Source organism: Achromobacter sp. NCFB-sbj8-Ac1-l (assembly GCF_052695805.1).
This window is the reverse complement of record NZ_CP199812.1, coordinates 2396591-2418920: the sequence shown is the minus strand read 5'-3', so window position 1 is coordinate 2418920 and position 22330 is coordinate 2396591. Positions and strand designations below refer to the sequence as shown.

Below are 22330 nucleotides of genomic sequence, written 5' to 3'. Positions count from 1 at the left end.
CGCGCGGACCCGCCCCGGGACCGGCCCCCCATTTCAGCCGCCGCGGGCGCAGACCCGCGCGAGGAGACTCGACAATGCCCCATCAGGCCACGCCAGGCGCCGATCCGCGCCTGGCACCCCTCTACCGCAAGATCACCTGGCGCCTGCTGCCGTTCCTGCTGCTCTGTTATGTGTTCGCCTACCTGGACCGCATCAACATCGGCTTTGCCAAGTTGCAGATGCAGCAGGACATCGGCATTTCGGATGCCGTCTACGGCCTGGGCGCCGGCATCTTCTTCCTGGGCTACGTCATGTTCGAGGTGCCCAGCAACCTGCTGCTGACGCGCATCGGCGCGCGCCGCACCATCAGCCGCATCATGGTGCTGTGGGGCCTGACGTCGGCCTCGATGCTGTTCGTGCAGGGCGAATGGAGCTTCTACGTCCTGCGCTTCATGCTGGGCGTGTTCGAAGCCGGCTTCGCGCCCGGCATGATCTTCTACCTGACCTACTGGTATTCGCAGTCGCGCATGGCCGGCGTGATGGCCGTGGTGATGCTGGCCGGGCCCATTGGCGGCATCGTCGGCGGCCCGGTATCGGCCTGGATCATGACGGCGTTTTCCGGCGCGCACGGGCTGGACGGCTGGCAATGGATGTTCCTGCTCGAAGGCCTGCCTTGCGTGCTGCTGGGCGTCATCGCCTTTCGCTTCCTGGACGACAAGCCGGCCGACGCCCGCTGGCTCAGCGCCGACGAAAAGGCCCTCTTGGCCGCCGACCTGGAAAGCCGCGGCGCGCACAAGAAGCACGCCTTTGCCCAGGTGCTGCGCGACCCGGCCATCTACGGCATGGCGCTGACCTACTTCTGCCTGATCTGCGGCATCTACGCCGTGAGCTTCTGGCTGCCCACCCTGCTCAAGCTGGCGGGCGTGCAGGACACCATGGAGATCGGCCTGTATTCGGCGATTCCGTACATCGCCGCGGCCATCTTCATGCTGGCGTTCGCGCGCAGTTCGGACCGCCGCCGCGAGCGCCGCTGGCACACGCTGGCGCCCGCCCTGCTGGCCGGCATCGCCCTGTGCGTGGCCACCGCCGCGCCGACGCAATTCGCGCTATCCCTGACGGCCATCACGCTGGCCACGGGGTTCATGTGGGCGGCATACACGGTATTCTGGGCCATCCCGTCGCAGTACCTGCAAGGCGAGGCCGCGGCCGGCGGCATCGCGTTGATCAACAGCATCGGCCTGCTGGGCGGCTTTCTCAGCCCATCCATCATCGGCTGGTCCAAACAGGCCACCGGCAGCCTGGCCGGCGGCCTGTACGTGATCTCCGCGTTGCTGGTGGCCGGGGCCCTGCTGCTGCTCGTGAACCGTCCTCCGCAATCCGCGCCCGCGCGCGCCTGACGAACCAAGGAATCGATCATGCATATCCTGGTGGCTGGCTTCCAGCACGAAACCAATACCTTCGCGCCGTCCAAGGCCGCCTACGAGAACTTCGTGCGCGGCGAGGGCTTTCCCGCCATGGTGCGCGGGCAAGACATGCTGGCGCTGCGCGAGGTCAACATCCCCGCGGGCGGCTTCATCAACGCCGTGCTGGCCGACGGCCATACCGTCAGCACGGTGATCTGGGCGGGCGCCAGCCCGTCGGCCCACGTCACCCGCGACGCCTATGAGCGCATCGCCGGCGAGATCGTCGAGGCCGCGCGCGCCGGCGGCTACGACGCCATCTACCTGGACCTGCACGGCGCCATGGTGGCCGAGCACCTGGACGACGGCGAAGGCGAACTGCTGGCGCGCGTGCGCGCCGTGGCCGGCCCCGATCTGCCGGTGGTGGCCAGCCTGGACCTGCACGCCAACGTCACGGCCCAGATGCTGCAAGAGGCCGATGGCCTGGCGGCGTTTCGCACCTACCCGCACGTGGACATGGCCGATACCGGCGAGCACACCGCGCGCCTGCTGGCCGCGCGCCTCCAGGCGGGCGACCGCTGGGTGCGGGCCGAGCGGCGCCTGCCCTTCCTGATTCCCATCAATGGCATGTGCACGCTGCTGCAGCCCTCGCAGGGCGTGTACGAAGAACTGGAACGCCTGGAACAGACGCCGGGCGTCGCGTCCATCTCGTTCGCGCCGGGCTTTCCAGCGGCGGACTTTCCCGAATGCGGGCCGGTGGTCTGGGCCTATGGCACCGACGCCGCCGCGGTCGAACGCGTGACCGAAGCGCTGTACCAGCGCGTGCTGGCACTGGAGCCGCAGTGGTCGCCCGACTTCCTGGCGCCAGCCGACGCCGTCAAGCGCGCGCAGGCCCTGGCGGCGGGCGCATCGCGGCCCGTGGTCATCGCCGACACGCAGGACAACCCCGGTGCGGGCGGCGACGCCAACACCACCGGCATGCTGCGCGCGCTGGTCGAGGCCGATGCACAGAACGCGGCGCTGGGGCTGATCTGCGACCCCGAGGCCGTGCGCCAGGCCACCGCCGCGGGCGTGGGCAACACGGTGCGGCTGCGGCTGGGCGGCCAGTCCGGCGTGGCCGGCGATGCGCCCTTCGAGGGCGACTTCGTGGTGGAAACGCTGTCACCCGGCAAGCTGCGCTATGACGGCCCGATGATGCATGGCATGGACGTGGACCTGGAAGCCGTGGCCGGCCTGCGGCTGGGCGGCGTGCGCGTGGTGGTCAGCGCCACCAAGACCCAGATGCTGGACCGCAACCTGTTCCGCGTGGGCGGCGTGCAGCCCGAGGAAATGGCCATCCTGGTGGTGAAGAGTTCGGTGCACTTTCGCGCCGACTTCCAGCCGATCGCGCACGAGGTGCTGGTGGCCAAGGCCCCCGGCCCGATGCAGGCCGACCCTGCCGACCTGCCCTGGACCCGGCTGCAGCCGGGCATCCGCGTCAAGCCGCTGGGGCGCGCGTTTACCGAGTGAACGAATGGGCGCGAATAGGCGCGAATGACGCGGCAAGCGGCACGACGGCCGCCGCCCCGCGCATGGCCAGCGTTACTTGAGCTTGCCCTGGGGGCTGACGAAATCTTCGAGCGTCAGCCCTTTTTCTTTCAGGATGGCTTCCAGCAGCGGCTGCAGGCGGCCCAGGCTTTCCTGGACCGTTTCGCGCACGGTGTCCACCACCACCTGGGTGCTGCGTTCGATTTCGATATTGACCGAGTCGCCCACCTGCTTGTCTTCGAACACCGTCATGCGGCGGGTTTCGGGGATCAGCCAGACTTCGAACCAGCCTTCGGCGCGGTTCACTTCCGATACCGTCAGGCTGGCGCCGTTGATGGCGATGTAGCCCTTGGCAAAGACGTACTTGCGGAATGCCTCGGGGATGGAAAAACGCATCAGCCGGTTGGTGTCCGACGACTTCACCATCACGACTTCCGAGGTGAAATCGACGTGGCCGGACAGCGGGTGGCCGCCGATCTCGGCGCCATCCTTGGCGGCGCGCTCGACGTTGGCGCGATCGCCTTCCCGGTAGCTGCCCAGGGTGGTGATGGCCAGGCTTTGCAGCATGACATCGAAGGTGGCCTGGTTGGCGTCGAGGATGTCGGTGACGGTCAGGCAGACGCCGTCGGTCGAGACGCTGGCGCCGATGGCCAGGTCCTGGCAGAAGCCTTCGGGAAATTGCAGCGTAAACGTGCGCAGGCCTTCGCGGTCCGCGATGTTCGCGATCTTCGCGGTGCCTTGGACAATACCGGTGAACATGCTGATCCTGGATACGGGGCGTGGCGCCCCTGGCAAAACATCAAAGTTAACCGATATTTTGCCACCGGACGCCCGCCCCGGGCGGGGCGCGGCGCCCGGTTGCCGCCGGATCAGTGGCGAATGGCGATGGTCTTCAGGGTGGTGAAGCCGTACAGCGCCTCGAAGCCCTTTTCGCGGCCGTAGCCCGATTGGCGCGACCCGCCGAAGGGCAGCTCCACGCCGCCGCCGGCGCCGTAGTTGTTGACGAACACCTGCCCCGCGCGCAGCTTGCGCGCCAGGCGCAGCTGGCGGGCGCCGTCGCGCGTCCATACGCCGGCCACCAGGCCGTACAGCGTGCCGTTGGCGATTTCCAGCGCCTCTTCCTCGGTGTCGAACACCATGGCCGCCAGCACCGGGCCGAACACTTCTTCCTGCGCCAGGCGGCTCTTGGGCGGCACGTCGCGGAACAGCACGGGCGGCTGGTAGAAGCCGGAATCCGGCGTGCCGTCCTTGAGCTTGCCGCGCGCGGCGACCTTCAGGCCTTCGGCTTCGGCCTCGGCCAGGAAGCCGCGCACGCGGTCGTGCTGGCGGGCGCTGATCAGCGGGCCCACGTCCAGGTCCTGCGCGGCCGGGCCGGTGACGGTGGCCGAGAAGGCCTCGCCCAGGCGGGTCAGCACCTTTTCGTACACGCCGCGCTGGATCAGCACGCGGCTGCCGGCCGAGCAGGTCTGGCCGGCGTTCTGGATGATGGCGGCCAGCAGCACCGGCATGGCGGCATCCAGGTCGGCATCGTCGAACACGATCTGCGGCGACTTGCCACCCAGTTCCAGCGTGACCGGCACGTGGTTGTCGGCGGCGGCGTGCGCCACCATCTTGCCCGTCTGCGGCGAACCGGTGAACGAGATGTGGTCGATGCCCGGGTGCGCCGACAGCGCCGCGCCGGCTTCGTGGCCGTAGCCCGTGCAGATGTTCAGCGCGCCGGCCGGCAGGCCCGCTTCGGCGGCGATCTCGGCCACCTTGAGCAGCGACAGGCAGGCGTCTTCGGCCGGCTTGACGACGCAGGCGTTGCCCGCCGCCAGGGCGGCGCCGACGCTGCGGCCGAAGATCTGCAGCGGATAGTTCCACGGCACGATGTGGCCGGTGACGCCATGCGCCTCGCGCACGGTCAGCACGGTGAAGCCGGGGGTGTAGGGAATGGTTTCGCCGTGCAGCTTGTCGACCGCACCGGCATAGAACTCGAAATAACGCGCCACGGCGGCCGCGTCGGCGCGGGCCTGCTTGATCGGCTTGCCGGTGTCGGCCGACTCGATCTGCGCCAGTTCTTCCTGGCGGTCCAGCAGCGCGAAGGCAATGCGCATCAGCAGGCGGCTGCGGGCGGCCGGCGCCATCTGGCCCCACTCGCCTTCGAAGGCCTCGCGCGCGGCCGTCACGGCGCGGTCCACGTCCGCCTCGCCCGAACGCGCGATGGCCTCGAACGGCTTGCCATCGGACGGGTTCAGGACGGGAATGGTTTCACCGGTGGCGGCAGCCACCCATTGGTTGGCGATAAAGTTCTTCTGAGTCACGATGTGCGGAGTAAAGTGTGGGCCGTATGGCCGGGGTGTCGGTATCCAGCCAAGGTACGGGAGCCCTCCCTGACTTGTCAATTCAATTGACACCTTTCGTCCCAAGCTTCAGGATAATTTGGGCCGCCTTCGGGAAATCCCTAGGTATCGCAATGCATTGCCCACTATCTTGCCGCCCCCCTGATTTGTCATGACGAATAACAAACCCGACCGGTCCGCCGGTGGAGCGAAGGCGATGAGCAATGTGCGTGACCCGCAGCTGGACAAGCTGCTGATCGCGGCCAGCCGGCCGCGGCCTGAACTGGATGTGCTGGCCGAAGTGGCCTCGGGCCTGGGCTACGTGCGGGCCGAACGCTTTGCCGAGCGCGTCTATGAAAGCCTGTTCTACGCCATCGCCACCGGCAAGATCGGCCCGGGCGCCAAGCTGCCCACCGAACTGGAACTGGCCGCCCTGTTCGAAGTGTCGCGCCCCGTGGTGCGCCAGGCGTTGGACCGGCTGCGCGAAGACCAGTTGGTGGAATCCGTGCGCGGGTCCGGCAGCTACGTGCGCGCCAAGCCCGACCTGATGGGCGGCATGCCCGCCGTGGACCCCGCCCGCCGCGTGGGCCACATCCTGGAAGGGCTGGAACTGCGCCGCGTGATCGAACCCGAATGCGCCTACCTGGCCGCGCTGCGCCGCACCGACGACGACCTGCGCGAAATGGACCGCATGCTGACCGGCTATGAAGCCGCGGACGCGTCCGGCGCCATCGCCCACCACCACGACTATGGCTTTCACCGGGCCATCGCCGCGGCCACCGGCAACCAGCGCTTCGTGCAGGTGCTCAAATCCCTGGAATACGACGTCAGCCATGCCGTCAACATGATGCGCCACCTGGTGCACAGCGAACCCTGGAAGCGCACCCGCGCCGCCATCGACGAACACCGCCAGATCTACCGCCTGATCCAGCAGCAGGACGCCGACGGCGCCCGCCACATCATGCTGGCCCATATCGAAAAGGCCCGCAGCCGCATGCTCAACAGCGGCTCGGAACACTGAACCGGCGCCACTGCGCCTTCGACGCTTGCCCGGCCACGCCGCCGGCCAGCGATCGTTTTCCTGAATCCGAAGCGCGGCGCCTGCCGCGCCATGAATCCCCCATGCAACGTCCCGTCTTGAACCTGAACCAGCAACTCGTCCTTGTCACCGGCGCCAGCCGCGGCCTGGGCGCGGCCATTGCCCGCGCCTTCCTGCGCGAGGGTGCGCAGGTAGTCATCAACTATCTGCACAGCGAGGCCCAGGCGCGCGAACTGGCCGCGAGCGCCCCCGACCGCGCCCTGGCGGTGCAGGCCGACGTGCGCGACGCCGAGGCCGTGGCCGCGATGGTGGCCCGCGCCAGCCAGCACTTCGGCCGCCCCATCGGCACCGTGATCAACAACGCCCTGCCCGCCTTCCAGTTCAACGGCGACGCCCGTCCGCATGCCGACACGCTGAACTGGGCGCAGATGCAGGCGCAGCTTGAAGGCAGCGTGCGCGCGGCCCTGAACACCACCCAGGCCGTGCTGCCGCTGATGCGCGCGGCCGGCGGCGGCAGGATCATCAACGTGGGCACCAACCTGGTCCAGAACCCGGTGGTGCCGTACCACGACTACACCGCCGCCAAGGCGGCGCTGCTGGCCTTTACCCGCACCCTGTCGCACGAACTGGGCGCCGACGGCATCACCGTCAACATGGTGTCCGGCGGCCTCTTGCGCACCACCGACGCATCGGCCGCCACCCCCGAAGCCGTGTTCGACCTGATCGCCGCAGGCACGCCGCTGCGTGAAGTGACCACGCCAGAACAGTTCGCGGACGCGGTGCTGTTCTTCGCCAGCCCGTGGTCGCGCGCGGTGACGGGACAGAACCTGATCGTGGATGGGGGCTTGGTGAAAGGATAGGTTCGGGCGGCCGTTCAGCGCCGGCAGACCCACCACGCCACGCACAGCATACCGATGAATGTGCCGCCGATCGCCAGCGCGGCACGTTCGGCGCGTTCGGAACCGTGCAGATAGAGATACCCGGTCAGCGTGACCAGAAATACCATCAAGATCCCCAGCACGAAGGGGCGCCATTGGGTGCGAGCGGCGCGGCAAGCGCCTCGGAAGTCAAAGCGACAGCGTCTCATGGGCTTCAACGAAGAAATTGGGGCCGGACCCATATTCTGACAAAGTTCCATTTATTCGAACACACTTTTCCATTTTTCGATCCAGTCGCCTCGGCACCGAGGTGCGATGGCCGCCCGCCGTACCCGCCCAGGCCGCTCGCCCACGGCCGTCTCGGCATGCGCCCATGGCGGCGGCAGACAATCCCACGCGCGGTATCATCTGCCCTGTCCCGGCGCATCGCCTGGCGCGCAGCGCGCACGCGGCCAGATTTTCCTGGCGCGGCCCCGCAGCCCGCCCTCCCGCAACACCGAAGCGATCAACAAGAAACATGAAATTAGCCACCTGGAACGTCAATTCCCTCAACGTGCGCCTGCCGCAAGTCCAGGATTGGCTGGCCGCCAACCCTGTCGATGTGCTGTGCATCCAGGAACTGAAGCTGACCGACGACAAGTTCCCCGAAGCCGCTTTCAAGGAGGCGGGCTACCACGCCGTCTGGGCCGGCCAGAAGACGTACAACGGCGTGGCCATCGTCTCGCGCATGCCGGGCACGTCCATGGTGCGCAATATCCCCGGCTACGAAGACCCGCAGCAGCGCGTGCTGGCGCTGACCTTCCCCAGCCCCGAGGGCGACGTGCGCGTCGTCTGCGCGTACTGCCCCAACGGCCAGGCGGTCGGCTCGGACAAGTACGCCTACAAGCTGGAATGGTTCGAGGCCATGCGCGCCTGGCTGGCCGACGAGATCAAGCAATACCCGCGCCTGGCCGTGCTGGGCGACTACAACGTCGCCCCAGCCGATGAAGACGTGCACAACCCCGAAAAGTGGGAAGGCCAGGTGCTGGTGTCCGAACCAGAACGCCAGGCGCTGAACCAGTTGATCGACCTGGGCCTGGCCGACTCCTTCCGCCTGTTCGACCAGCCCGAAAAATCGTTTTCCTGGTGGGACTACCGCCAGTTCGCCTTTCGCCGCAATGCCGGCCTGCGCATCGACCACATCCTGCTGTCGGCCCCGCTGGTCAAGCGCTGCATCGCCTGCGTGATCGACAAGGAACCGCGGCGCAACGAGCAGCCGTCGGACCACGCGCCGGTGGTGGCGACACTGGCGTTTGATTGAAGGCAGATTTCGCAGGCCGCCTGCTTGCGCGGCCTGTAAATATTCCTGTATAGTTTTGGTCTTGCTTGATTGGGGCGGTAGCTCAGCTGGGAGAGCGTCGCGTTCGCAATGCGAAGGTCGGGAGTTCGATCCTCCTCCGCTCCACCACATTCCAGACAAAAAAGCCTTGGACTCGCGTCCAAGGCTTTTTTGTTCGTGGCATCTTATGCCAGAGGCCGCAATCCAGAGGCCGCCGATGCGCGGCCCGCGGATTATTGCGCCAGGTTATGCAACCTGGCCGCGGGCACGGGCTGGGCCCTGCCCGCCCGAGGGGCCGGCTTGGGTTGGGCCACGCCAGGCCGGGCAGACGGCTGGCGCCGCAGGCGCGTGGCCACCATGTCGTACAGAACCGCGCCGGGATAATGCATCAGCACGCCGCCCGCGACCGCGGCCAAGGCGGCGACGGTACTGGCCAGTTCCCAAGTGCTCATGATTTGCTCTCCGTGCAAGGGCGTGGCGGCGCAGAGGGCGCCACCGCAGCGGGCGCCACACCCGTTTGCGCAGTCTACCAACGGCTACGCAAACATGGTAGCGCCTGGTGGCGCTTGGAAACACGACGAAACAGCAATCGGGAAGCAGCGCGCCTTGCCCGTCAGCGGTGAAAGACGGCGAATTCCCAATACCGTCTGGGGGACGCATCCGACGACTGCCAGCCCATTTTCTTGAGGCGCCTGGCGATGAACCAGTTGAGCGAGCCATGCCCCACAAACAGCACGCCGCCCTCCGAAGCCGCCATCGCTGCCAGTCGCTCTGCGCAGGTATGCGCCCTGCGTCTGGCCGCTTTGAAAGATTCGATATCGCCCGCGTACCCCATCAGCCAGGCCAGCCTGAAAAAGACCAGCCACAGCGATAGCCCGGTCCTGGGAAAACGCCATGCGGCGTGGGGCATCTCCATCTCGCGAAACAGACGGTCCGCGGCGACGATACGCCTGGCGCCCAGCAGCCTGGCGGATTCCTGGGAGCGGGCGAGATTGCTGCACACGGTGATGGCACATTCGGCCGCTAGATCGATGGCAGCCTGCGAAGGCCGAGACGCCGTATCGATGCCCGCCACATCGTATGCCTTCACCCAATCGCCGAACTGCGCGGCATTGAGCCTGGCACGCCTGTCGACATCGGGCTGTCCATGCCTCATCAAAACGATTTTCAACCGGCTTCCTTCAAGTCGTTGGATATCTGCCGGTGGCTGCTGCGGCGGCCGCCATCTTAGCGCAGGCGCCTCGTCGGGTATGCTCTGCCAAGCCTCACCGTGACACCCGACAGGGCAAATCACTTTACCGCTGCAACGATTGGAACACGCCGTGAAAAAGACCCGGGTCATAGGCACGACAACGGAAGCGATTCGAGCCGCTGAAACCGCGCCTATTCGCGAACGACGGCATGCTGTCGTCCGCGCCGCCCGTAGACACGCTATCGGAACAACCCATGCCCTCCCCCGCCGCCCCCACCGATGAACGCCTGCCCTTGCTGCTGAGCCTGAACGGCGGCTATGTCGATACCCTGGGGTTCATTGCCTTGCACGGCCTGTTCTCGGCGCACGTGACGGGCAACTTCGTGACGATCGGCTATGCGCTGGGCAACGGCGCGTCCGGCGCGTGGACCAAGCTGGCGGCGTTGCCGGTGTTCTGCCTGGGGGTGTTCCTGGCGCGGCTGTATGGCCAGTCGCGGCGCGATGCCGGGCGGCCGGCGTTCATGTGGCTGCTGTCGATGAAGACGCTGCTGTTGGGCGTAGCGGCGGCGATAGCGCTGACCTGGGGGCCGTTTCCGGTGGGCGACACCTGGGGGCTGTTCGCCACCGGCATGACGATGGTGCTGGCGATGTCGATCCAGAACGCGGTGCATCGGGTGCATTTGAGCGCGGCCCCGCCGTCGACGCTGATGACGGGCACCACCACGCAGATCATGCTGGACCTGGCGGACGTCGCGCGCGGCGAATGCGACGAGGCGGGCAAGCGCCGCATGGCGCGGATGAGCCGGGCGGTGCTGGCATTTGCGGTGGGCTGCGGCGCGGCGGCGTTGCTGCACGCCGGCATCGGCCTGTGGGCCTTTGTGGCGCCACCGGTGATTTCGCTGCTGGGCCAGGGCCTGGCGCGACGCTATCCGGGCTGATGGGGCACCGGGCTGAGTTTGCGAAAGACCCACGTGACCAGCCCTGCGCCGACAGCCTACCCCGGCTGACGCACCTGGCCGCCAGGGGCCTGGCTGGCGGACGCGGCGGGCGTCTCGGCCGTCTGCGCCTGGGCCACGGGCTTGACGGCTTGACCGCCCCGCAGGCGCGTGGCGATGTAGTCATACAGCCGCACGCCCGGTGCACGCATCAGCAGGAACACGAGCAGCCCCAGCAGCAGCGACAGCAGCACGGCGCGGCCCGGTATCACGGCGCCCCCTCGGCCTGGCCGGCGCGCAGGTGGCGACGGATGGTCTTCGAAAAACCGATCGAGTCCTCGCCCAGGATCGGCGGGATGCCGACGAAGCCGCGTTCGCGCAGCGTCTGCAGCGGCAGGCGGGTGTCCAGCCCGCCCTGGTCGTACAGGTATTCGGGCAGGTAACCCGACAGCAGGATGCGATAGTCCAGCGGCAGCCCCGGCACGATGGCGCGCACCATGCGGTAGACCAGCGTGGTGCAGTTGGCGGTGACGGTGTGATAGAAGCGCGGGGTGTCGGCCAGGTCGTTGGCGGTGCGCAGGTACGACAGGAACAGCTCGCGCATGTCCGCGACCGGCATCTTGACGGGGTAGATGTAGACGTTCTCGGCCCGGGGCCCGGCGCGCACGTAGAGCACGTCGCGCTCGTCGGCGGCCACCACGCTCAGTTCGAACTTCTTGAAAAAGCCGCCCAGTTCCGAGAATTGTTCGCCGCGCTCTTTGCGGATCTCGACCGAGAACACCAGGTGGCGGCCGTCGGCAAAGCCGAACGACACCAGTGTGTGGGCGATGGCCGGACCGTCCCAGTACGACAGCACCATGTCCACCGATTGCAGGTCGTTCAGGTCGTAGACGCGGGTTTCCCAGCGCGGGGTGTAGTCGGTGTCCGAACGCCACTTGAAGTCGCGCACGTTGTCCAGCGTGACGATATTGCCGGCAACCGTGCCGCGCAGCGTCTTGGCGACATCGTCGGCCCAGACGCGGTCATTCGACGGAGCAATGGCCTGCCACCACAGCGCCAGGAGGACCAGCGCCACGACGTAGGCCCACAACGCGGGCCGGCGCCGCAGCCGGCCGATGCCATGCCACAGGCGCAAGAGCGCATACAGGCCCAGCGCCGTCCAGGCCAGCATCAGCAGCCCCTTGGCCCAGGCCGCGGACGGCCCCTGGTACCACAGGGCCAGGCAGGCCCACCCCATGGAAAACAGGATCACGAGGCTCAGCGCGGCCAGCCCCAGCACCCGCAGGCAGCGCCGGCCAAGGCTGGAAGCGTCAGGCGCCGGCGGCATGTTGGGCCACGATTTCAAGCACGCCGTTGATGACGAACTGCACCGCCATGCACACGAGCAAAAAGCCCATGATGCGCGAGATGGCTTCGACGCCGCTGTTGCCGATCAGGGCGACGATGCGGCCGGCCGAGCGCAGGCAGATCCAGAACAGCAGGCCCAGCAGCACGAATACGATGATGGGCGTGGCGGCAATGGTCCAGGCGGGGTACTGGCCGGCGGCTTCACCGCCCACGGTCGAGGCAGCGCTGATGATCATGGCGATGGTGCCCGGGCCTGCGGTGCCCGGCATCGCCAGCGGCACGAAGGCAATGTTGGGCACCTGGCGGTGCACCGCCACGTCGGCGGCGACGTCCGCCTCGCGTTCGTCGGTGGCGGTACTGGACGGGAACAGCATGGAAAAGCCGATGCTGGCCACGATCAGGCCGCCCGCGATGCGCAGGCCGGGAATGGAAATGCCGAAGGTGGCCATGATCCAGGCGCCCGCGTAGTAGGTCACCAGCATGATGCCCACCACATAACAGGCGGCCTGCCGGATCTGGCGTTCGCGCTCTTTGTAGGGAATGTGCTGCCCCAGGGACAGCAGCAGGGTCATCGACGTCAGCGGGTTGGCCAGCGGCAGCATCAGCGCCAGGCCCAGGCTGACCAGCTTGCCCAGTTGAACCAGATCATCAATCATCGCGGCGGGGGAAGAGCGGCGGATCGGGGCAGGCGCGCAATGATCCGCCTGCACCGATGTGCACCAGGCCCTCTAGTGTAATGTAAGCAAAGGCAAGTTCTAGTATTTACCCTGATCCCGGTTCCGATACGATGCCGCCTGCGTGTGCGGATGGCGTCGGGTTGATCGATGCGGCCGCCGCCCCCTTTTCGCCCTTCAGGAGTTTGCCCTTTGATGCGCCGTTTCTCGCATTGCCTGTTCGCCGCCCTGCCCCTGGCGCTTGCCGCGTTTGCCGCGCCCGCGGTGGCGGCCGGCATGGACTGTGGCCGCGCCCGCACGACGGCCGAAATCGCCATTTGCGCCGATCCGGGCCTGTATGCGCTGGATGCCGAGCTGGGCACGGCCTATGGCAAGCTGCGCAAGGCCCAGCCGCAGCAGGCCGACGCATTGCGGCAGGCGCAGCGCAGTTGGTTGAAGCAGCGCGATCTGTGCCGCGCCGATGCCGCCTGCCTGCGGGCGCGCTATGAAAGCCGCGTGGCCGACCTGCAGGGACAACTGAGCCGGGCACAGGGTTACCAGCCCGACGAAACGGACCGGCTGGCGCTGGACGACCTGCGCCAGGCCGTGGAGGCCGCCCGAGCCAACGACCCGGAATTCGCGCTGGAAAAGACGCTGGAGGCCCTGACGGTCAGGGCCGGCACGACGGCGTTTGCCAACGTGCGCGACAAGGACAGCGACGACGCCGCGCACTTTCCTTCGGCGCGGCCGCAGGGCGTGACGGAAGACGAATGGCGCGCCCTGCAGGCGTCGAACCTCGACATCGAGGCCGAAGGCGGCAACGTCGGCTACACCTTGATGGACCTGGACGGCGACGGCCGGCGCGACCTGGTGATCGATGCCTATGTGGGCGGCACCGGCCTGTTTTCGGATGTCAGCGCCTGGCGCCGCGACGGGGCGCGCTTCGTGCCCGCCGACGTCGGTGACGCCAATGGCGACGCCGGCTCGTCGCTCTACACGATCAATGGCCGCGGCGCCAACCAGGAAGGAAGCTGGATCCGTCTGCGTGACCGGGTCTACGTGGCCTACCGCGTGGGCGCCTACGGGCAGGACCGCGTGTACCTGATGCGGCCGCTGCACCGCATCGGCGATGTGCCGACGCTGACGGTGCGTTACCGCTACGGAATGTCGGTGCCCCAGCAACAGAAGAACGAAAGCGGCACGACCCGCACGCTGGACGACACGCTGCACGCCGGGCTGACCCGCGCGCTCAAGGGCATCGACACCAGCCAGGCGCGCGAGGCCTACGGCGGCGAAGAACCGCTGTGCCCGATGCCGGACGGCGTGCCCCAGGACGAGCGCGAAGGCTATTACAGTTTCGGTGCCGGCCACTACAGCTACGAAATCGTGGGCGACATGGCCGTGTACGTCGGCCCGCGCTGCTACATCGGTCGGGTGGTGGATTGGTTCGGCAGCTACAACAAGGACGGCCTGGCCGCCCAGCTCTGGATCCGCGATCCGGGGCCGGACGGCAAGGAAGAGATGTTCAATCTGGTCGGCAAGCGCAACGTGACCAAGACCGACACATCGATCGGCCCGGTTGAGGGCGACAACGGCTGAGGTCGGTCAGCGCGTTCTGCCCAGCCAAGGGGCAGAACGTCCCGCAGGGATCGGCGGCCCCACGGCTGCCGAATGGCACCGACGATCAGGCGCCGGCGGATCAGGCCGGCCGCTGCCAACGCTGCGCCGCCAAGGCCAGCAGGCGCGCGTCCGACCCTTCGGCAGCCACCAGTTGCAGGCTCACGGGCATGCCGTCGACAAAGCCCGCCGGCAAGGCGATGGCCGGCAAGCCCAGCAGGTTCCACGGATTGGTCAGGCCCAGCAGGGTTTCGCGCACGCCCGCGCTGCCGGGGCCGGCCACGCTGCGCTGCTGCAGTGCGGGCGCGGTGATCGCCACCGTCGGCAATGCCAGCACATCGACCCGCTCGAAGAGTTCCGCGAACACGGCGCGCAGCCGGGTCCGGGTGTTGATGGCGCGCACGTATTCCCAGCCTTGCACCGGACGCGAGGCCCGCAGGCGTTCCAGGACTTCGGGGTCGAACTTTTCGGGCTCGTCCTCGACCCGTTCGGCATGCACGGCGTAGGCTTCCGAACGCTGGATGGCGCCCAGCGCGCCTTGCAGCGCGCGGGCATGGCGCGTGACCTCGGCGCCGTCCAGCAGGCCGGCGTCGTCCTGCGACCCCAGAAAGCGCAGCGCCGCCGCCCGCACGCAGGCGGTGACCGCCGCATCGTCGATGGCGAACGGCGCGTTGGGCACCCACATCATGCGCGGCGCGGCCAGGCCCGGATCGGCGGCGTCGGCAAAGGCGCCGATGGCGCCGCCGGACAAGGCCTGCATGAAAGCCTGGGCATCCTGCACCGTGTTGGCCAGCACGCCGGCATCTTCGATGCTGGGCGACAGCGGGAACAGCCCTTGCGCCGACACGCGGCCATGCGTAGGCTTGAAGCCCACCAGGCCGCACAGCGCGGACGGCACGCGCACCGAACCGCCGGTATCGGTGCCCAGCGCCACCGGCACCATGCCGGACGCCACCGCCGCGGCGCTGCCGGCACTGGAGCCGCCCGTGATCTGGGTGGTGCGCCACGGGTTGCGCGAGGCGCCCTGCACGCTGCGGTCGCCGGTGGGGCCATAGGCGAATTCGTGCGTCAGCGTCTTGCCGACGACGATGGCACCGGCCGCGCGCAGCAGCGCCACGCAGTCGGCATCGGCCGCGGGCCGGTGGCCCAGGAAATGCGCGGCGCCCATGGTGGTGGGCATGTCGGCGGTGTCGACGTTGTCTTTGATGGCGACGGGAATGCCGTGCAGCGGGCCGCGCACGCGGCCCTGGGCACGTTCGTCATCCAGAGCCCGCGCCGTGGCCAGGGCGGCGTCGATGTCGACGTGCACGAAGGCGTTGAGCAGCGGGTTCAGGCGGTCGATCGCAGCGCCGGCATGGCGCACCAGGGCTTCGGCGCTGAGCGCGCCCTGGCGCAGGGCGTCCTGCAGGTCGGCCAGCGTGCGGCCGGCGAAGAAGCCGGGCTCGACGGCCAGGGTCGGGCGTGGGGGGTGTTGCGGGTTCATCTTACGGCTCCTTGGCGCGGGGCGGACGGCAGGCGCGGGCCGACCCCGGGGCGAACCTGCAGCATCGCACACATGCCGACCGCGGTGGCGACCGAGGCGGCCACGAACATGACCGAATAGCCGTGACGCGCGGCCAGGTAGCCGGTCAGCGTGGGCGCCAGGATGGACGCAATGTTGGCAAAGAAGTGCATCAGGCCGCTGAAAGTGCCGACGCGGTTGGCGGGCGCAGTGTCGATGACGACAGCCCAGTAGACCGAGTTGGGCAAGGCGTTCAGGGCGTTGGCCAGCGTCATCAGGGCAATCACGGCGAACACCGATTGCGCCTGCGACACGAGCAGGAAGCACAGCGTGGTGGCCAGCAGGCAGCCGGCGGCGAACCAGCTGCGGGCGATCTTCAGGCTGCCGGTGCGCTTGAACAGCAGGTCGGAAATACGGCCGCCCAGCAGCACGGTGACGCAGGCGCCGGTCCAGGGAATCATGCCCATGTACCAGAGCGACGACAGGCTGTAGCCGAAGTTGTCCTGCAGGTACTTCGGCGTCCAGGTCAGCAGCAGGAAGTTCACGTACATGAACGAGAAGTAGCCCAGGGTGTTCAGCACCAGGGTCTTGCTGCGAAAGAAGCTCCACCACGGCAGCGCCGGGGCGTCTTCGTCCTGCCCGGCCGCGGCCTGGGCGCGGGACGCCTGGATTTCCTGCAATTCCGCCGGGGACACGCGCGGGTTGGTCTCCGGGCGGTCGGTGAAGATGCGCATGAAGAACACCAGCACGATCAGGCCGGCGGCGCCCAGGATGTAGAACATGGCGCGCCAGCTGCCGGTCAGGCTGAGCAGGCCCACGGCCACCGGGGCGGTCAGCAAGGCGCCCAGCGGCGTGCTGAGCAGGCCGAAGCCGACGACGAAGCCGCGTTCGCGGGTGGTGGCCCAGTTGGCGATGGTCTTGTTGATGATGGAGTACGCCGGGCCTTCGGCCGCGCCGAACAGGATGCGGATGGTGGCAAAACCGGCCAGCGCCGAGCCGCCCAGGAAGGCCAGGCCGAAGTCGCCCGCCCAGGCGGTGGCGATCTCGAAGATGGACCAGGTCACGCCGGCCACGATCCAGACCTTGCGCGGGCCGAAGTGGTCGGCCAGCATGCCGCCGAACAACGCGCCGACCATGTAGCCGTAGCCGAAGTAGCCCAGCACCGAGCCCCAGTCGCCACGGTCCAGGCCGTATTCGCCGGTGATGTGGGCAGCGGCATAGGACATGGCGCCGCGGTCGATGTAGTTGATCAGTGCCAGCAGCACGACCATGGTGAAGATCCGGTAGCGGAACCGGGAATTCTGGGTGTCAGGTGTCATTGCGAATCAATCCAGTCGTTTTACCCAAACGTTTGGGTTGCGGAATACTAAGGGGTAGGAATCCAAAAATCGACACCGTGTAAACCCTAGGTTGCCCTGGGACGCCCAACAGAGGTATTCGAGCGTGTATCCTCCAGCCCCATGAATAAATCGCGCCCTGTCACGCTGCAAAGCCTGGCGCGGCAGCTCGGTTTGAACGTTTCGACCGTGTCCCGCGTCCTCAACGGTTCCGAGGACGACGCACGCGCCGCCGCCGCGCCCGACACCGTCAAACGCATCCGCACGCTGGCCGCCGAACTGCACTACCAAGCCAACCCGCACGCGGCCAGCCTGAAGACGCGCCGCAGCCGCACGATCGGCGTGCTGGTGCCCCGCCTGTCGGACATGGTGCTGGCCACCATCTACGAAGGCGTGGACGAGGCCGCGGCCGAACACGGCTACCTGACCTTCGTGTCCAACACCCAGGACGTGCCGGACAAGCAGCGCAAGCTGATCGAGATGGCGCTGGCGCGGCGCGTGGACGGCCTGATCCTGGGCGACGCCCACAGCCACGACGGCACGGCCGCCAATCCCCTGCTGGCCGAACTGGCCCAGCGGGACGTGCCCTTCGTGCTGGTCAGCCGCCATGCCGATGCCCATTGCGCCGTCACCTGCGACGACCTCGAAGGCGGACGCCTGGCCGCCGAACACCTGCTGGCCATGGGCCACCGGCGCATTGCGGTGATGGTGGGCGAGCCGTTCGCCAGCACCGGCCGCGACCGCTCGGCGGGCTTTTTCGCGGCCTGTGCCCGGCAAGGGGTGGACGTGCCGGCCCACTGGCGCATCGAAAGCCCGTTCGACACCGACGCGGGCCGCCACGTGGGCGCTCGTCTATTGGCCGGCCCCGACCGCCCGACCGCCATCTTCGCGGTCAACGACTTCCTGGCGGTGGGCGTGATGGGCGCGGCGCGCGAACAGGGCCTGGAAGCCGGCCGCGACGTGGCCATCGTGGGCTACAACGACACGCCGCTGGCGGGCGCCCTGCCCATCGGCCTGACCACCATCCATTCGCCCATGCACCAGATGGGCCGGCTGGGCCTGGAACTGCTGTTGCAGAAGATCGCGGGTGGCAAGCCGGACAGCGTGCGGCTGGCGCCGGCGCTGGTGGTGCGCGGCAGCAGCGACCGACCGATCCCGGGCTGACGCTGCCGCCCCGGCTGACGGAACCATTCGCGACGGGGCGTTACTCACTTTCCTGGCATCCCGGCCGTGGCGGCCGACGCATCGCACCAGGAGAGGCGCATGAACCCCCAAGTACGTTTCGAGGAACTGCTGGCGGCACTGGCCCAGGCCTTGGGCCAGCCATCCCTGCCCGTGGGGCAGGACGGCACCTGCACGCTGATCATCGACGGCCGGTTGGCGGTGAACCTGGCAGTGGATCCGCAGGGCCGCGACGTGCTGATCTTCGCCCCGCTGGGCCACGTGCCCGCCGAGCACCGTGCCGCCGTCCATGTCCGCATGCTGCAAGCCAATGGTGCGGGCGCCTCGCCCTACACGCTGGGACTGACCCGCCAGGGCGACACCGCCATCCTCAGCGCGCGCCGGCCGCTGGCCGAGCCCGCCGTGCCGGACCTGGCGGACGGCATTGCGGCATTCGCCCAGAACGCCCTGCGCTGGCAGGCGTCGCTGCAGGCGCCGGCCGACGATACCGCCGGCGCCGCGCCTGCCCCCGGCGCCTGGATGCCAGCCTGAGGAGCACGCCATGGGCTTTGACATCAGCCAATTCAGGAACATCGCCGCCAACCGCGCGGCGAGCGACCAGATCGACATCGACAGGCAGAATCCGCAGGCGCCGACATTGACCACGCGGCCCGAGAGCAGCGGGCTGGCCTGGTTGCTCGACCAGGTCATCGAGTTTGGCGACAACCTGCTCGAAGGCCCGTTGTTCGCGCAGCAGCAGGCAGTGCTGCAGGCCTTCCACGATGCCTTGAGCCAGGGCCTGAGCCCACAAGCCGCCGATGCCGTGCTGGCCCGCGAACCGATACAGCCCCTGACAGCCGGCCGCGTTGCCACGCTGATCCAGCAGGCCGAAGGCTGGGAAGCCACGCGCATGGCCGCCTTGCAGCTGGCATCGCAGCCCGGCGCCTCGACCTCGGACATGGATACCGCGCTGGACTATGTCCTGGGCGAATGCGAGCTGCCGGAAGGTGCCCACAGCGCGCTCATCGTGCCGACATTGCGTGATGCCCTGAGGCAGGTGCTGCCTGCCCTGGTGCAGGCCGACGGCACGGCCCGGCTGGAACTGGCCGGCCGCCTGGCCTCGCAATTGGCACCGCGGATCGAGGAATACATCGTGCGTGCGCTGTTTGCGCAATCGATGCAGCCCGCCAGCACGGTCAAGGGGCTGAACGGCAAATCCGCAGACGAGGTGATCGCGACCCTGGACAGCCTGGGCGGCCTGGCCCGCCTGCATCAGGACGTACCGGCCCTGAACGTGCATCTGCAACGCGAAGTCGCGGGCTTCGTGACCTGCCTGAACACGCTGTTGAACCGGGTCGACCAGGACAAGGCCGACATCGGCACGCGCTTCTTCGGCGACAACGCGCCGGGCAAGCTGCAAGGCATCAGGCTGACCGACAGCGACCCCCACAAGCAGGGCAACCGCGTCGCCATCCTGAGCTTCGGCGCAGACCGGCAGGTCGTGTACAAGCCGCGCGACGTGCGCATCGACGAGGCGCTTTCCGGCGCACACCTGGCGCCCGACGCCCAAGGCCCCCGCCAGAGCCTGCTGGAAATGGCCGGCGCGGACGCCATGACCTACCGCTTTCTGCCGCGGCAGCAAGCGGGCGTGGATTATGGCTACGTGCAGTTCCTGCCCCACGGCGACGCGCAAGACCATGTGATCGACGCGACCGACGCCCCGCGCGTGTTCGGCGACCTGGGCCGGGCCATCGGCGCGCTGATGCTGGCCGGCGCCAGCGACCTGCACCACGAGAACATCATGGTCAGCGGCGGCCGCTTCTATTTCACGGACCTGGAATTCGCGCTGTCGCCGCAAGCCATCGGCTATGCGACGCAACTGTTGTCGCGCCAGCCGGGCCCGCTCGATGCGGATGGCGTGCCTTCCGACCAGGTGGCGGCGCGGGCCGAGTACGACGACCTCATGCGCAGCATGATATTGAACGATACATTCCAGCGAGCGACCGACAACAATCCGCTATGCAGCCCTTGCACGGTGGCCCAGGGCCGGTTCCATCCGGCCGACACCAGCAGTGAAGTCATCGAAAGCCTGGTCATCCTGCGCACGGTGGGTCCGGACGGTACGCAATACCTTGACAACCGGCACGCCCCCGACGGGGAAGACGACAACCTCTACGCGCGCTACCACCAGCCTTTCGGCCAAGGCGTAACGGCGGGCCTGAAGGCCGTACGCGATGCCGCCGGCCAGGGGTTGCCTCAGTTTCATGCGTCGATCCCGGATTTCCACCTGCGCTATCACCCCATCAGCACGGGGGACCAGCGCACCGTGCTGAGCGATCTGCGCTTTGAATCATTCAACGCCAGCGCCCTGCAGGCGGTGAACGACCTGTACGACGGGACCACCCATACCCAATCGCTGGACGACAAACTCGCCGACATCACCCTGTGCAGCCAGGATGCCGCCAAGCTGAACGCGCTTCGGCAAGCCATGTACGGCGCCTACCAGCAGCACGACATCCCCTACTTCAGCCGGCAGGTTTCGGGCCAGGCATTGTTCCCGGACGGCATGACCAACCAGCCTTTTCAATGGGGCCCTGGTCCGCACGACTACTTCCCCACGCGCGCCGACACGCACGCCCAGGGGCTGGAAGCGCTGCTGGCAGGCGTGTCCGATGCCGTGCTGGATCGCCTGGGCACCCTGGCAGGCAGCTGGATGAACGAGCAGTCCCCGCGCGAGGCCTACGTGCTGCAATTTCCGAACGGCAAGACGCAACGGATGATCGACGACATCACGCGCCAGTGAGTTTCACCGCGCGCGTCGCCAGGAACGTCGGCAGGTAGCGGTCGATCACAAAGCGCGGCCGCGGCTGGCGGTCTTCGTGAAAGCCGGCCAGGACGAAGCCGGCATCGAGCTGGCCGCCGATCTGGTCCTGCAGCGTATGGCCGAACACCAGCGCTTCGCCGCGAGCCCGCTTGGCGGTGAGCGCGGCCGGGTCCAGGGCGTCGACATCGGCATACGGCAGTGCGTGCAATGGCCGGATCAGGCCCTGCTCGGCCAGCGCCGGATCGCGGTCGCCAACGAAAACCACCGGGTTGTAGAAGCTGGACAAGAGGCTGCCGCCCGGCCGCAGCACGCGGAAGCACTCGCGCCACACGGGCCGCACGTCGGGCACGTACAGGTTGGAAATCGGGTGGAAAACGACATCGAAGGACTGGTCGGCAAAGGCCGACAGGTCGCGCATGTCGCCTTGCACGCAGGTCAGCGCCAGGCCGTCGCGGCGGGCCACGGCGCGGTCCTGTTCCAGCTGGCGTTCGGACAGGTCGAACACCGTGACCTGGGCGCCGGCCGCGGCCAGCACCGGCGCCTGCTGGCCGCCGGCGGACGCCAGGCACAGGATGGACAGGCCGGTGACGTTGTCGAGCCAGCCGGCCGGCAAGGGGCCGGGCGTGAGATGCACGGCCCAATCGCCGTGGCGGGCGGCGGCAATGAGATCGGCGGTGACGGGCCGCGACCATTCGCAGTCTTGCACGGCGAGCTGGTCCCAGGCGGCCCGGTTGTGGGCGATGAGGTCGAACGAAGTATGAGCAGGCATGAGGCCTCCATGAACGTGATGCGGGCAGCGGCCGGCGTTCAGGCGCGGCAGCGGACGATGTGTTCAGGCAGCGAGGATCATGTTGGCAGACTCCGGTGGACGGGCGTTATTCTAGCGGACATGAACGCTCAATTTTCACCACCAACCCTGCGCAACATCGGCGGCAAGCGCGCCCTGATGTTCCAAGACAGCGGCCCCGTCCTGGCCACAGGACACGACACCAACGACCTGATCAGCGCCGCGTGGGAACACGAGGCCGAGTGGCTGGTGCTGCCGGCCGCCCGCGTGCATCCCGATTTCTTCCGCCTCGACACCCGCATCGCGGGCGAACTGATCCAGAAGTTCGTCAACTACCACCTGCATTGCGCGGTGGTGGGCGACATCTCGGCGCACCTGGCCGCCAGCAAGTCGCTGCGCGATTTTGCCTACGAGACCAACCGGGGCCGCGTGTTCTGGCTGCTGGAAGACGCAGCGGCATTTGAAGCGCGGCTGGCGCCTGCGGCGGCCTGAGCCGCCTTTGCCCTGCCGCACC

22 protein-coding genes and 1 tRNA gene are annotated in these 22330 nt (G+C 68.0%); 12 read left to right on the top strand and 11 right to left on the bottom strand.

Annotated features, from left to right (window positions below):
• Positions 1-74: 74 nt before the first annotated feature.
• Positions 75-1376 carry an MFS transporter gene (locus ACUDP5_RS11155; protein WP_445658779.1) on the top strand — a complete coding sequence of 434 codons (1302 nt, stop codon included), beginning with the start codon at positions 75-77 and terminating at the stop codon, positions 1374-1376.
• An 18-nt stretch (positions 1377-1394) separates the two neighbouring features.
• A complete protein-coding gene (locus ACUDP5_RS11150) occupies positions 1395-2888 on the top strand; it encodes a M81 family metallopeptidase (RefSeq protein ID WP_263911905.1) in 1494 nt (497 codons plus the stop codon).
• A gap of 72 nt (positions 2889-2960) precedes the next feature.
• Here ACUDP5_RS11150 and ACUDP5_RS11145 read toward each other — a convergent pair whose 3' ends face one another.
• Together ACUDP5_RS11145 and ACUDP5_RS11140 are read right to left on the bottom strand one after the other, a co-directional pair.
• Positions 2961-3665: a riboflavin synthase subunit alpha gene (locus tag ACUDP5_RS11145; RefSeq protein ID WP_263911904.1), complete on the bottom strand. Its 705-nt coding sequence runs from the start codon at positions 3663-3665 to the stop codon at positions 2961-2963.
• Between the two features lie 110 nt (positions 3666-3775).
• Positions 3776-5212 carry an aldehyde dehydrogenase family protein gene (locus ACUDP5_RS11140; RefSeq protein ID WP_445659153.1) on the bottom strand — a complete coding sequence of 479 codons (1437 nt, stop codon included), beginning with the start codon at positions 5210-5212 and terminating at the stop codon, positions 3776-3778.
• 232 nt (positions 5213-5444) lie between these two features.
• On the opposite strand from ACUDP5_RS11140, the gene ACUDP5_RS11135 reads away from it, so the two are divergent.
• On the top strand, positions 5445-6248 hold the full coding sequence (locus tag ACUDP5_RS11135) for a FadR/GntR family transcriptional regulator (RefSeq protein WP_263911903.1): 804 nt from the start codon (positions 5445-5447) through the stop codon (positions 6246-6248).
• A 101-nt stretch (positions 6249-6349) separates the two neighbouring features.
• Complete coding sequence (locus ACUDP5_RS11130; RefSeq protein ID WP_445658778.1) at positions 6350-7126, top strand: 3-oxoacyl-ACP reductase; 777 nt, start codon at positions 6350-6352, stop codon at positions 7124-7126.
• 14 nt (positions 7127-7140) lie between these two features.
• Here the strand turns inward: ACUDP5_RS11130 and ACUDP5_RS11125 are convergent, their stop codons facing one another.
• Entirely contained in the window at positions 7141-7272 is a 132-nt protein-coding gene (locus tag ACUDP5_RS11125; RefSeq protein ID WP_445658777.1) for a hypothetical protein, read from the bottom strand.
• Between the two features lie 389 nt (positions 7273-7661).
• Here ACUDP5_RS11125 and xth point away from each other — a divergent pair, with 389 nt between their 5' ends.
• Complete coding sequence (gene xth / locus ACUDP5_RS11120) at positions 7662-8444, top strand: exodeoxyribonuclease III (protein ID WP_263911901.1); 783 nt, start codon at positions 7662-7664, stop codon at positions 8442-8444.
• A 71-nt stretch (positions 8445-8515) separates the two neighbouring features.
• A tRNA-Ala gene (locus ACUDP5_RS11115) sits at positions 8516-8591 on the top strand.
• 104 nt (positions 8592-8695) lie between these two features.
• Here the strand turns inward: ACUDP5_RS11115 and ACUDP5_RS11110 are convergent.
• Complete coding sequence (locus ACUDP5_RS11110; RefSeq protein ID WP_263911900.1) at positions 8696-8914, bottom strand: hypothetical protein; 219 nt, start codon at positions 8912-8914, stop codon at positions 8696-8698.
• A gap of 161 nt (positions 8915-9075) precedes the next feature.
• Entirely contained in the window at positions 9076-9633 is a 558-nt protein-coding gene (locus ACUDP5_RS11105; RefSeq protein ID WP_445658776.1) for a histidine phosphatase family protein, read from the bottom strand.
• Between the two features lie 275 nt (positions 9634-9908).
• Here ACUDP5_RS11105 and ACUDP5_RS11100 point away from each other — a divergent pair, with 275 nt between their 5' ends.
• Positions 9909-10592, top strand: coding sequence for a YoaK family protein (locus ACUDP5_RS11100; RefSeq protein ID WP_263911896.1), 684 nt, complete (start codon positions 9909-9911; stop codon positions 10590-10592).
• Positions 10593-10648: 56 nt separating this feature from the next.
• On the opposite strand, the gene ACUDP5_RS11095 is transcribed toward ACUDP5_RS11100, so the two are convergent.
• The 3 genes from ACUDP5_RS11095 to ACUDP5_RS11085 are packed head-to-tail and all read right to left on the bottom strand — an operon-like array spanning position 10649 to position 12592.
• Positions 10649-10861, bottom strand: a complete 213-nt coding sequence (locus tag ACUDP5_RS11095; protein ID WP_263911895.1) for a hypothetical protein — start codon at positions 10859-10861, stop codon at positions 10649-10651.
• On the bottom strand, positions 10858-11916 hold the full coding sequence (locus ACUDP5_RS11090) for a lipoprotein N-acyltransferase Lnb domain-containing protein (protein ID WP_445659152.1): 1059 nt from the start codon (positions 11914-11916) through the stop codon (positions 10858-10860). Before ACUDP5_RS11090 ends, ACUDP5_RS11095 begins: the two co-directional genes overlap by 4 nt.
• The gene (locus ACUDP5_RS11085) at positions 11900-12592 is read right to left on the bottom strand and encodes a MarC family NAAT transporter (protein ID WP_445658775.1); all 693 of its coding nucleotides are present in this window, start codon (positions 12590-12592) and stop codon (positions 11900-11902) included. Before ACUDP5_RS11085 ends, ACUDP5_RS11090 begins: the two co-directional genes overlap by 17 nt.
• A 213-nt stretch (positions 12593-12805) precedes the next feature.
• Here ACUDP5_RS11085 and ACUDP5_RS11080 point away from each other — a divergent pair, with 213 nt between their 5' ends.
• A complete protein-coding gene (locus tag ACUDP5_RS11080; RefSeq protein WP_445658774.1) occupies positions 12806-14188 on the top strand; it encodes a lysozyme inhibitor LprI family protein in 1383 nt (460 codons plus the stop codon).
• A 100-nt stretch (positions 14189-14288) separates the two neighbouring features.
• Here ACUDP5_RS11080 and ACUDP5_RS11075 read toward each other — a convergent pair whose 3' ends face one another.
• Together ACUDP5_RS11075 and ACUDP5_RS11070 are read right to left on the bottom strand one after the other, a co-directional pair.
• Positions 14289-15689 carry an amidase gene (locus ACUDP5_RS11075; RefSeq protein ID WP_445658773.1) on the bottom strand — a complete coding sequence of 467 codons (1401 nt, stop codon included), beginning with the start codon at positions 15687-15689 and terminating at the stop codon, positions 14289-14291.
• Positions 15686-17026: an MFS transporter gene (locus ACUDP5_RS11070; RefSeq protein WP_445658772.1), complete on the bottom strand. Its 1341-nt coding sequence runs from the start codon at positions 17024-17026 to the stop codon at positions 15686-15688. The genes ACUDP5_RS11075 and ACUDP5_RS11070 overlap by 4 nt, the downstream gene beginning before the upstream one ends.
• Before the next feature lie 141 nt (positions 17027-17167).
• Between ACUDP5_RS11070 and ACUDP5_RS11065 the strand changes: the two genes are divergently transcribed.
• The 3 genes from ACUDP5_RS11065 to ACUDP5_RS11055 all read left to right on the top strand — a co-directional run bounded on the left by ACUDP5_RS11065 (position 17168) and on the right by ACUDP5_RS11055 (position 21008).
• Positions 17168-18208, top strand: a complete 1041-nt coding sequence (locus tag ACUDP5_RS11065) for a LacI family DNA-binding transcriptional regulator (RefSeq protein ID WP_445658771.1) — start codon at positions 17168-17170, stop codon at positions 18206-18208.
• A gap of 99 nt (positions 18209-18307) precedes the next feature.
• On the top strand, positions 18308-18757 hold the full coding sequence (locus ACUDP5_RS11060) for a type III secretion system chaperone (protein WP_445658770.1): 450 nt from the start codon (positions 18308-18310) through the stop codon (positions 18755-18757).
• 10 nt (positions 18758-18767) lie between these two features.
• Positions 18768-21008 (top strand): DUF4135 domain-containing protein, encoded by a 2241-nt coding sequence (locus tag ACUDP5_RS11055; RefSeq protein ID WP_445658769.1) that lies wholly within the window; start codon positions 18768-18770, stop codon positions 21006-21008.
• Here ACUDP5_RS11055 and ACUDP5_RS11050 read toward each other — a convergent pair.
• The gene (locus ACUDP5_RS11050) at positions 20995-21798 is read right to left on the bottom strand and encodes a class I SAM-dependent methyltransferase (RefSeq protein WP_445658768.1); all 804 of its coding nucleotides are present in this window, start codon (positions 21796-21798) and stop codon (positions 20995-20997) included. The two genes, ACUDP5_RS11055 and ACUDP5_RS11050, sit on opposite strands and share 14 nt — an antisense overlap.
• Before the next feature lie 120 nt (positions 21799-21918).
• Between ACUDP5_RS11050 and ACUDP5_RS11045 the strand changes: the two genes are divergently transcribed.
• Positions 21919-22308 carry a DUF4180 domain-containing protein gene (locus ACUDP5_RS11045; RefSeq protein WP_263911883.1) on the top strand — a complete coding sequence of 130 codons (390 nt, stop codon included), beginning with the start codon at positions 21919-21921 and terminating at the stop codon, positions 22306-22308.
• Positions 22309-22330 lie beyond the last annotated feature (22 nt).

Coding starts and splice junctions, on each gene's coding strand:
- ACUDP5_RS11155 (WP_445658779.1), top strand. CDS start 75: ATGCCCCATCAGGCCACGCCAGGCGCCGATCCGCGCCTGGCACCCCTC.
- ACUDP5_RS11150 (WP_263911905.1), top strand. CDS start 1,395: ATGCATATCCTGGTGGCTGGCTTCCAGCACGAAACCAATACCTTCGCG.
- ACUDP5_RS11145 (WP_263911904.1), bottom strand. CDS start 3,665: ATGTTCACCGGTATTGTCCAAGGCACCGCGAAGATCGCGAACATCGCG.
- ACUDP5_RS11135 (WP_263911903.1), top strand. CDS start 5,445: ATGAGCAATGTGCGTGACCCGCAGCTGGACAAGCTGCTGATCGCGGCC.
- ACUDP5_RS11130 (WP_445658778.1), top strand. CDS start 6,350: ATGCAACGTCCCGTCTTGAACCTGAACCAGCAACTCGTCCTTGTCACC.
- ACUDP5_RS11125 (WP_445658777.1), bottom strand. CDS start 7,272: ATGGTATTTCTGGTCACGCTGACCGGGTATCTCTATCTGCACGGTTCC.
- xth (WP_263911901.1), top strand. CDS start 7,662: ATGAAATTAGCCACCTGGAACGTCAATTCCCTCAACGTGCGCCTGCCG.
- ACUDP5_RS11110 (WP_263911900.1), bottom strand. CDS start 8,914: ATGAGCACTTGGGAACTGGCCAGTACCGTCGCCGCCTTGGCCGCGGTC.
- ACUDP5_RS11100 (WP_263911896.1), top strand. CDS start 9,909: ATGCCCTCCCCCGCCGCCCCCACCGATGAACGCCTGCCCTTGCTGCTG.
- ACUDP5_RS11090 (WP_445659152.1), bottom strand. CDS start 11,916: ATGCCGCCGGCGCCTGACGCTTCCAGCCTTGGCCGGCGCTGCCTGCGG.
- ACUDP5_RS11085 (WP_445658775.1), bottom strand. CDS start 12,592: ATGATTGATGATCTGGTTCAACTGGGCAAGCTGGTCAGCCTGGGCCTG.
- ACUDP5_RS11080 (WP_445658774.1), top strand. CDS start 12,806: ATGCGCCGTTTCTCGCATTGCCTGTTCGCCGCCCTGCCCCTGGCGCTT.
- ACUDP5_RS11075 (WP_445658773.1), bottom strand. CDS start 15,689: ATGAACCCGCAACACCCCCCACGCCCGACCCTGGCCGTCGAGCCCGGC.
- ACUDP5_RS11070 (WP_445658772.1), bottom strand. CDS start 17,026: ATGACACCTGACACCCAGAATTCCCGGTTCCGCTACCGGATCTTCACC.
- ACUDP5_RS11065 (WP_445658771.1), top strand. CDS start 17,168: ATGAATAAATCGCGCCCTGTCACGCTGCAAAGCCTGGCGCGGCAGCTC.
- ACUDP5_RS11060 (WP_445658770.1), top strand. CDS start 18,308: ATGAACCCCCAAGTACGTTTCGAGGAACTGCTGGCGGCACTGGCCCAG.
- ACUDP5_RS11055 (WP_445658769.1), top strand. CDS start 18,768: ATGGGCTTTGACATCAGCCAATTCAGGAACATCGCCGCCAACCGCGCG.
- ACUDP5_RS11050 (WP_445658768.1), bottom strand. CDS start 21,798: ATGCCTGCTCATACTTCGTTCGACCTCATCGCCCACAACCGGGCCGCC.
- ACUDP5_RS11045 (WP_263911883.1), top strand. CDS start 21,919: ATGAACGCTCAATTTTCACCACCAACCCTGCGCAACATCGGCGGCAAG.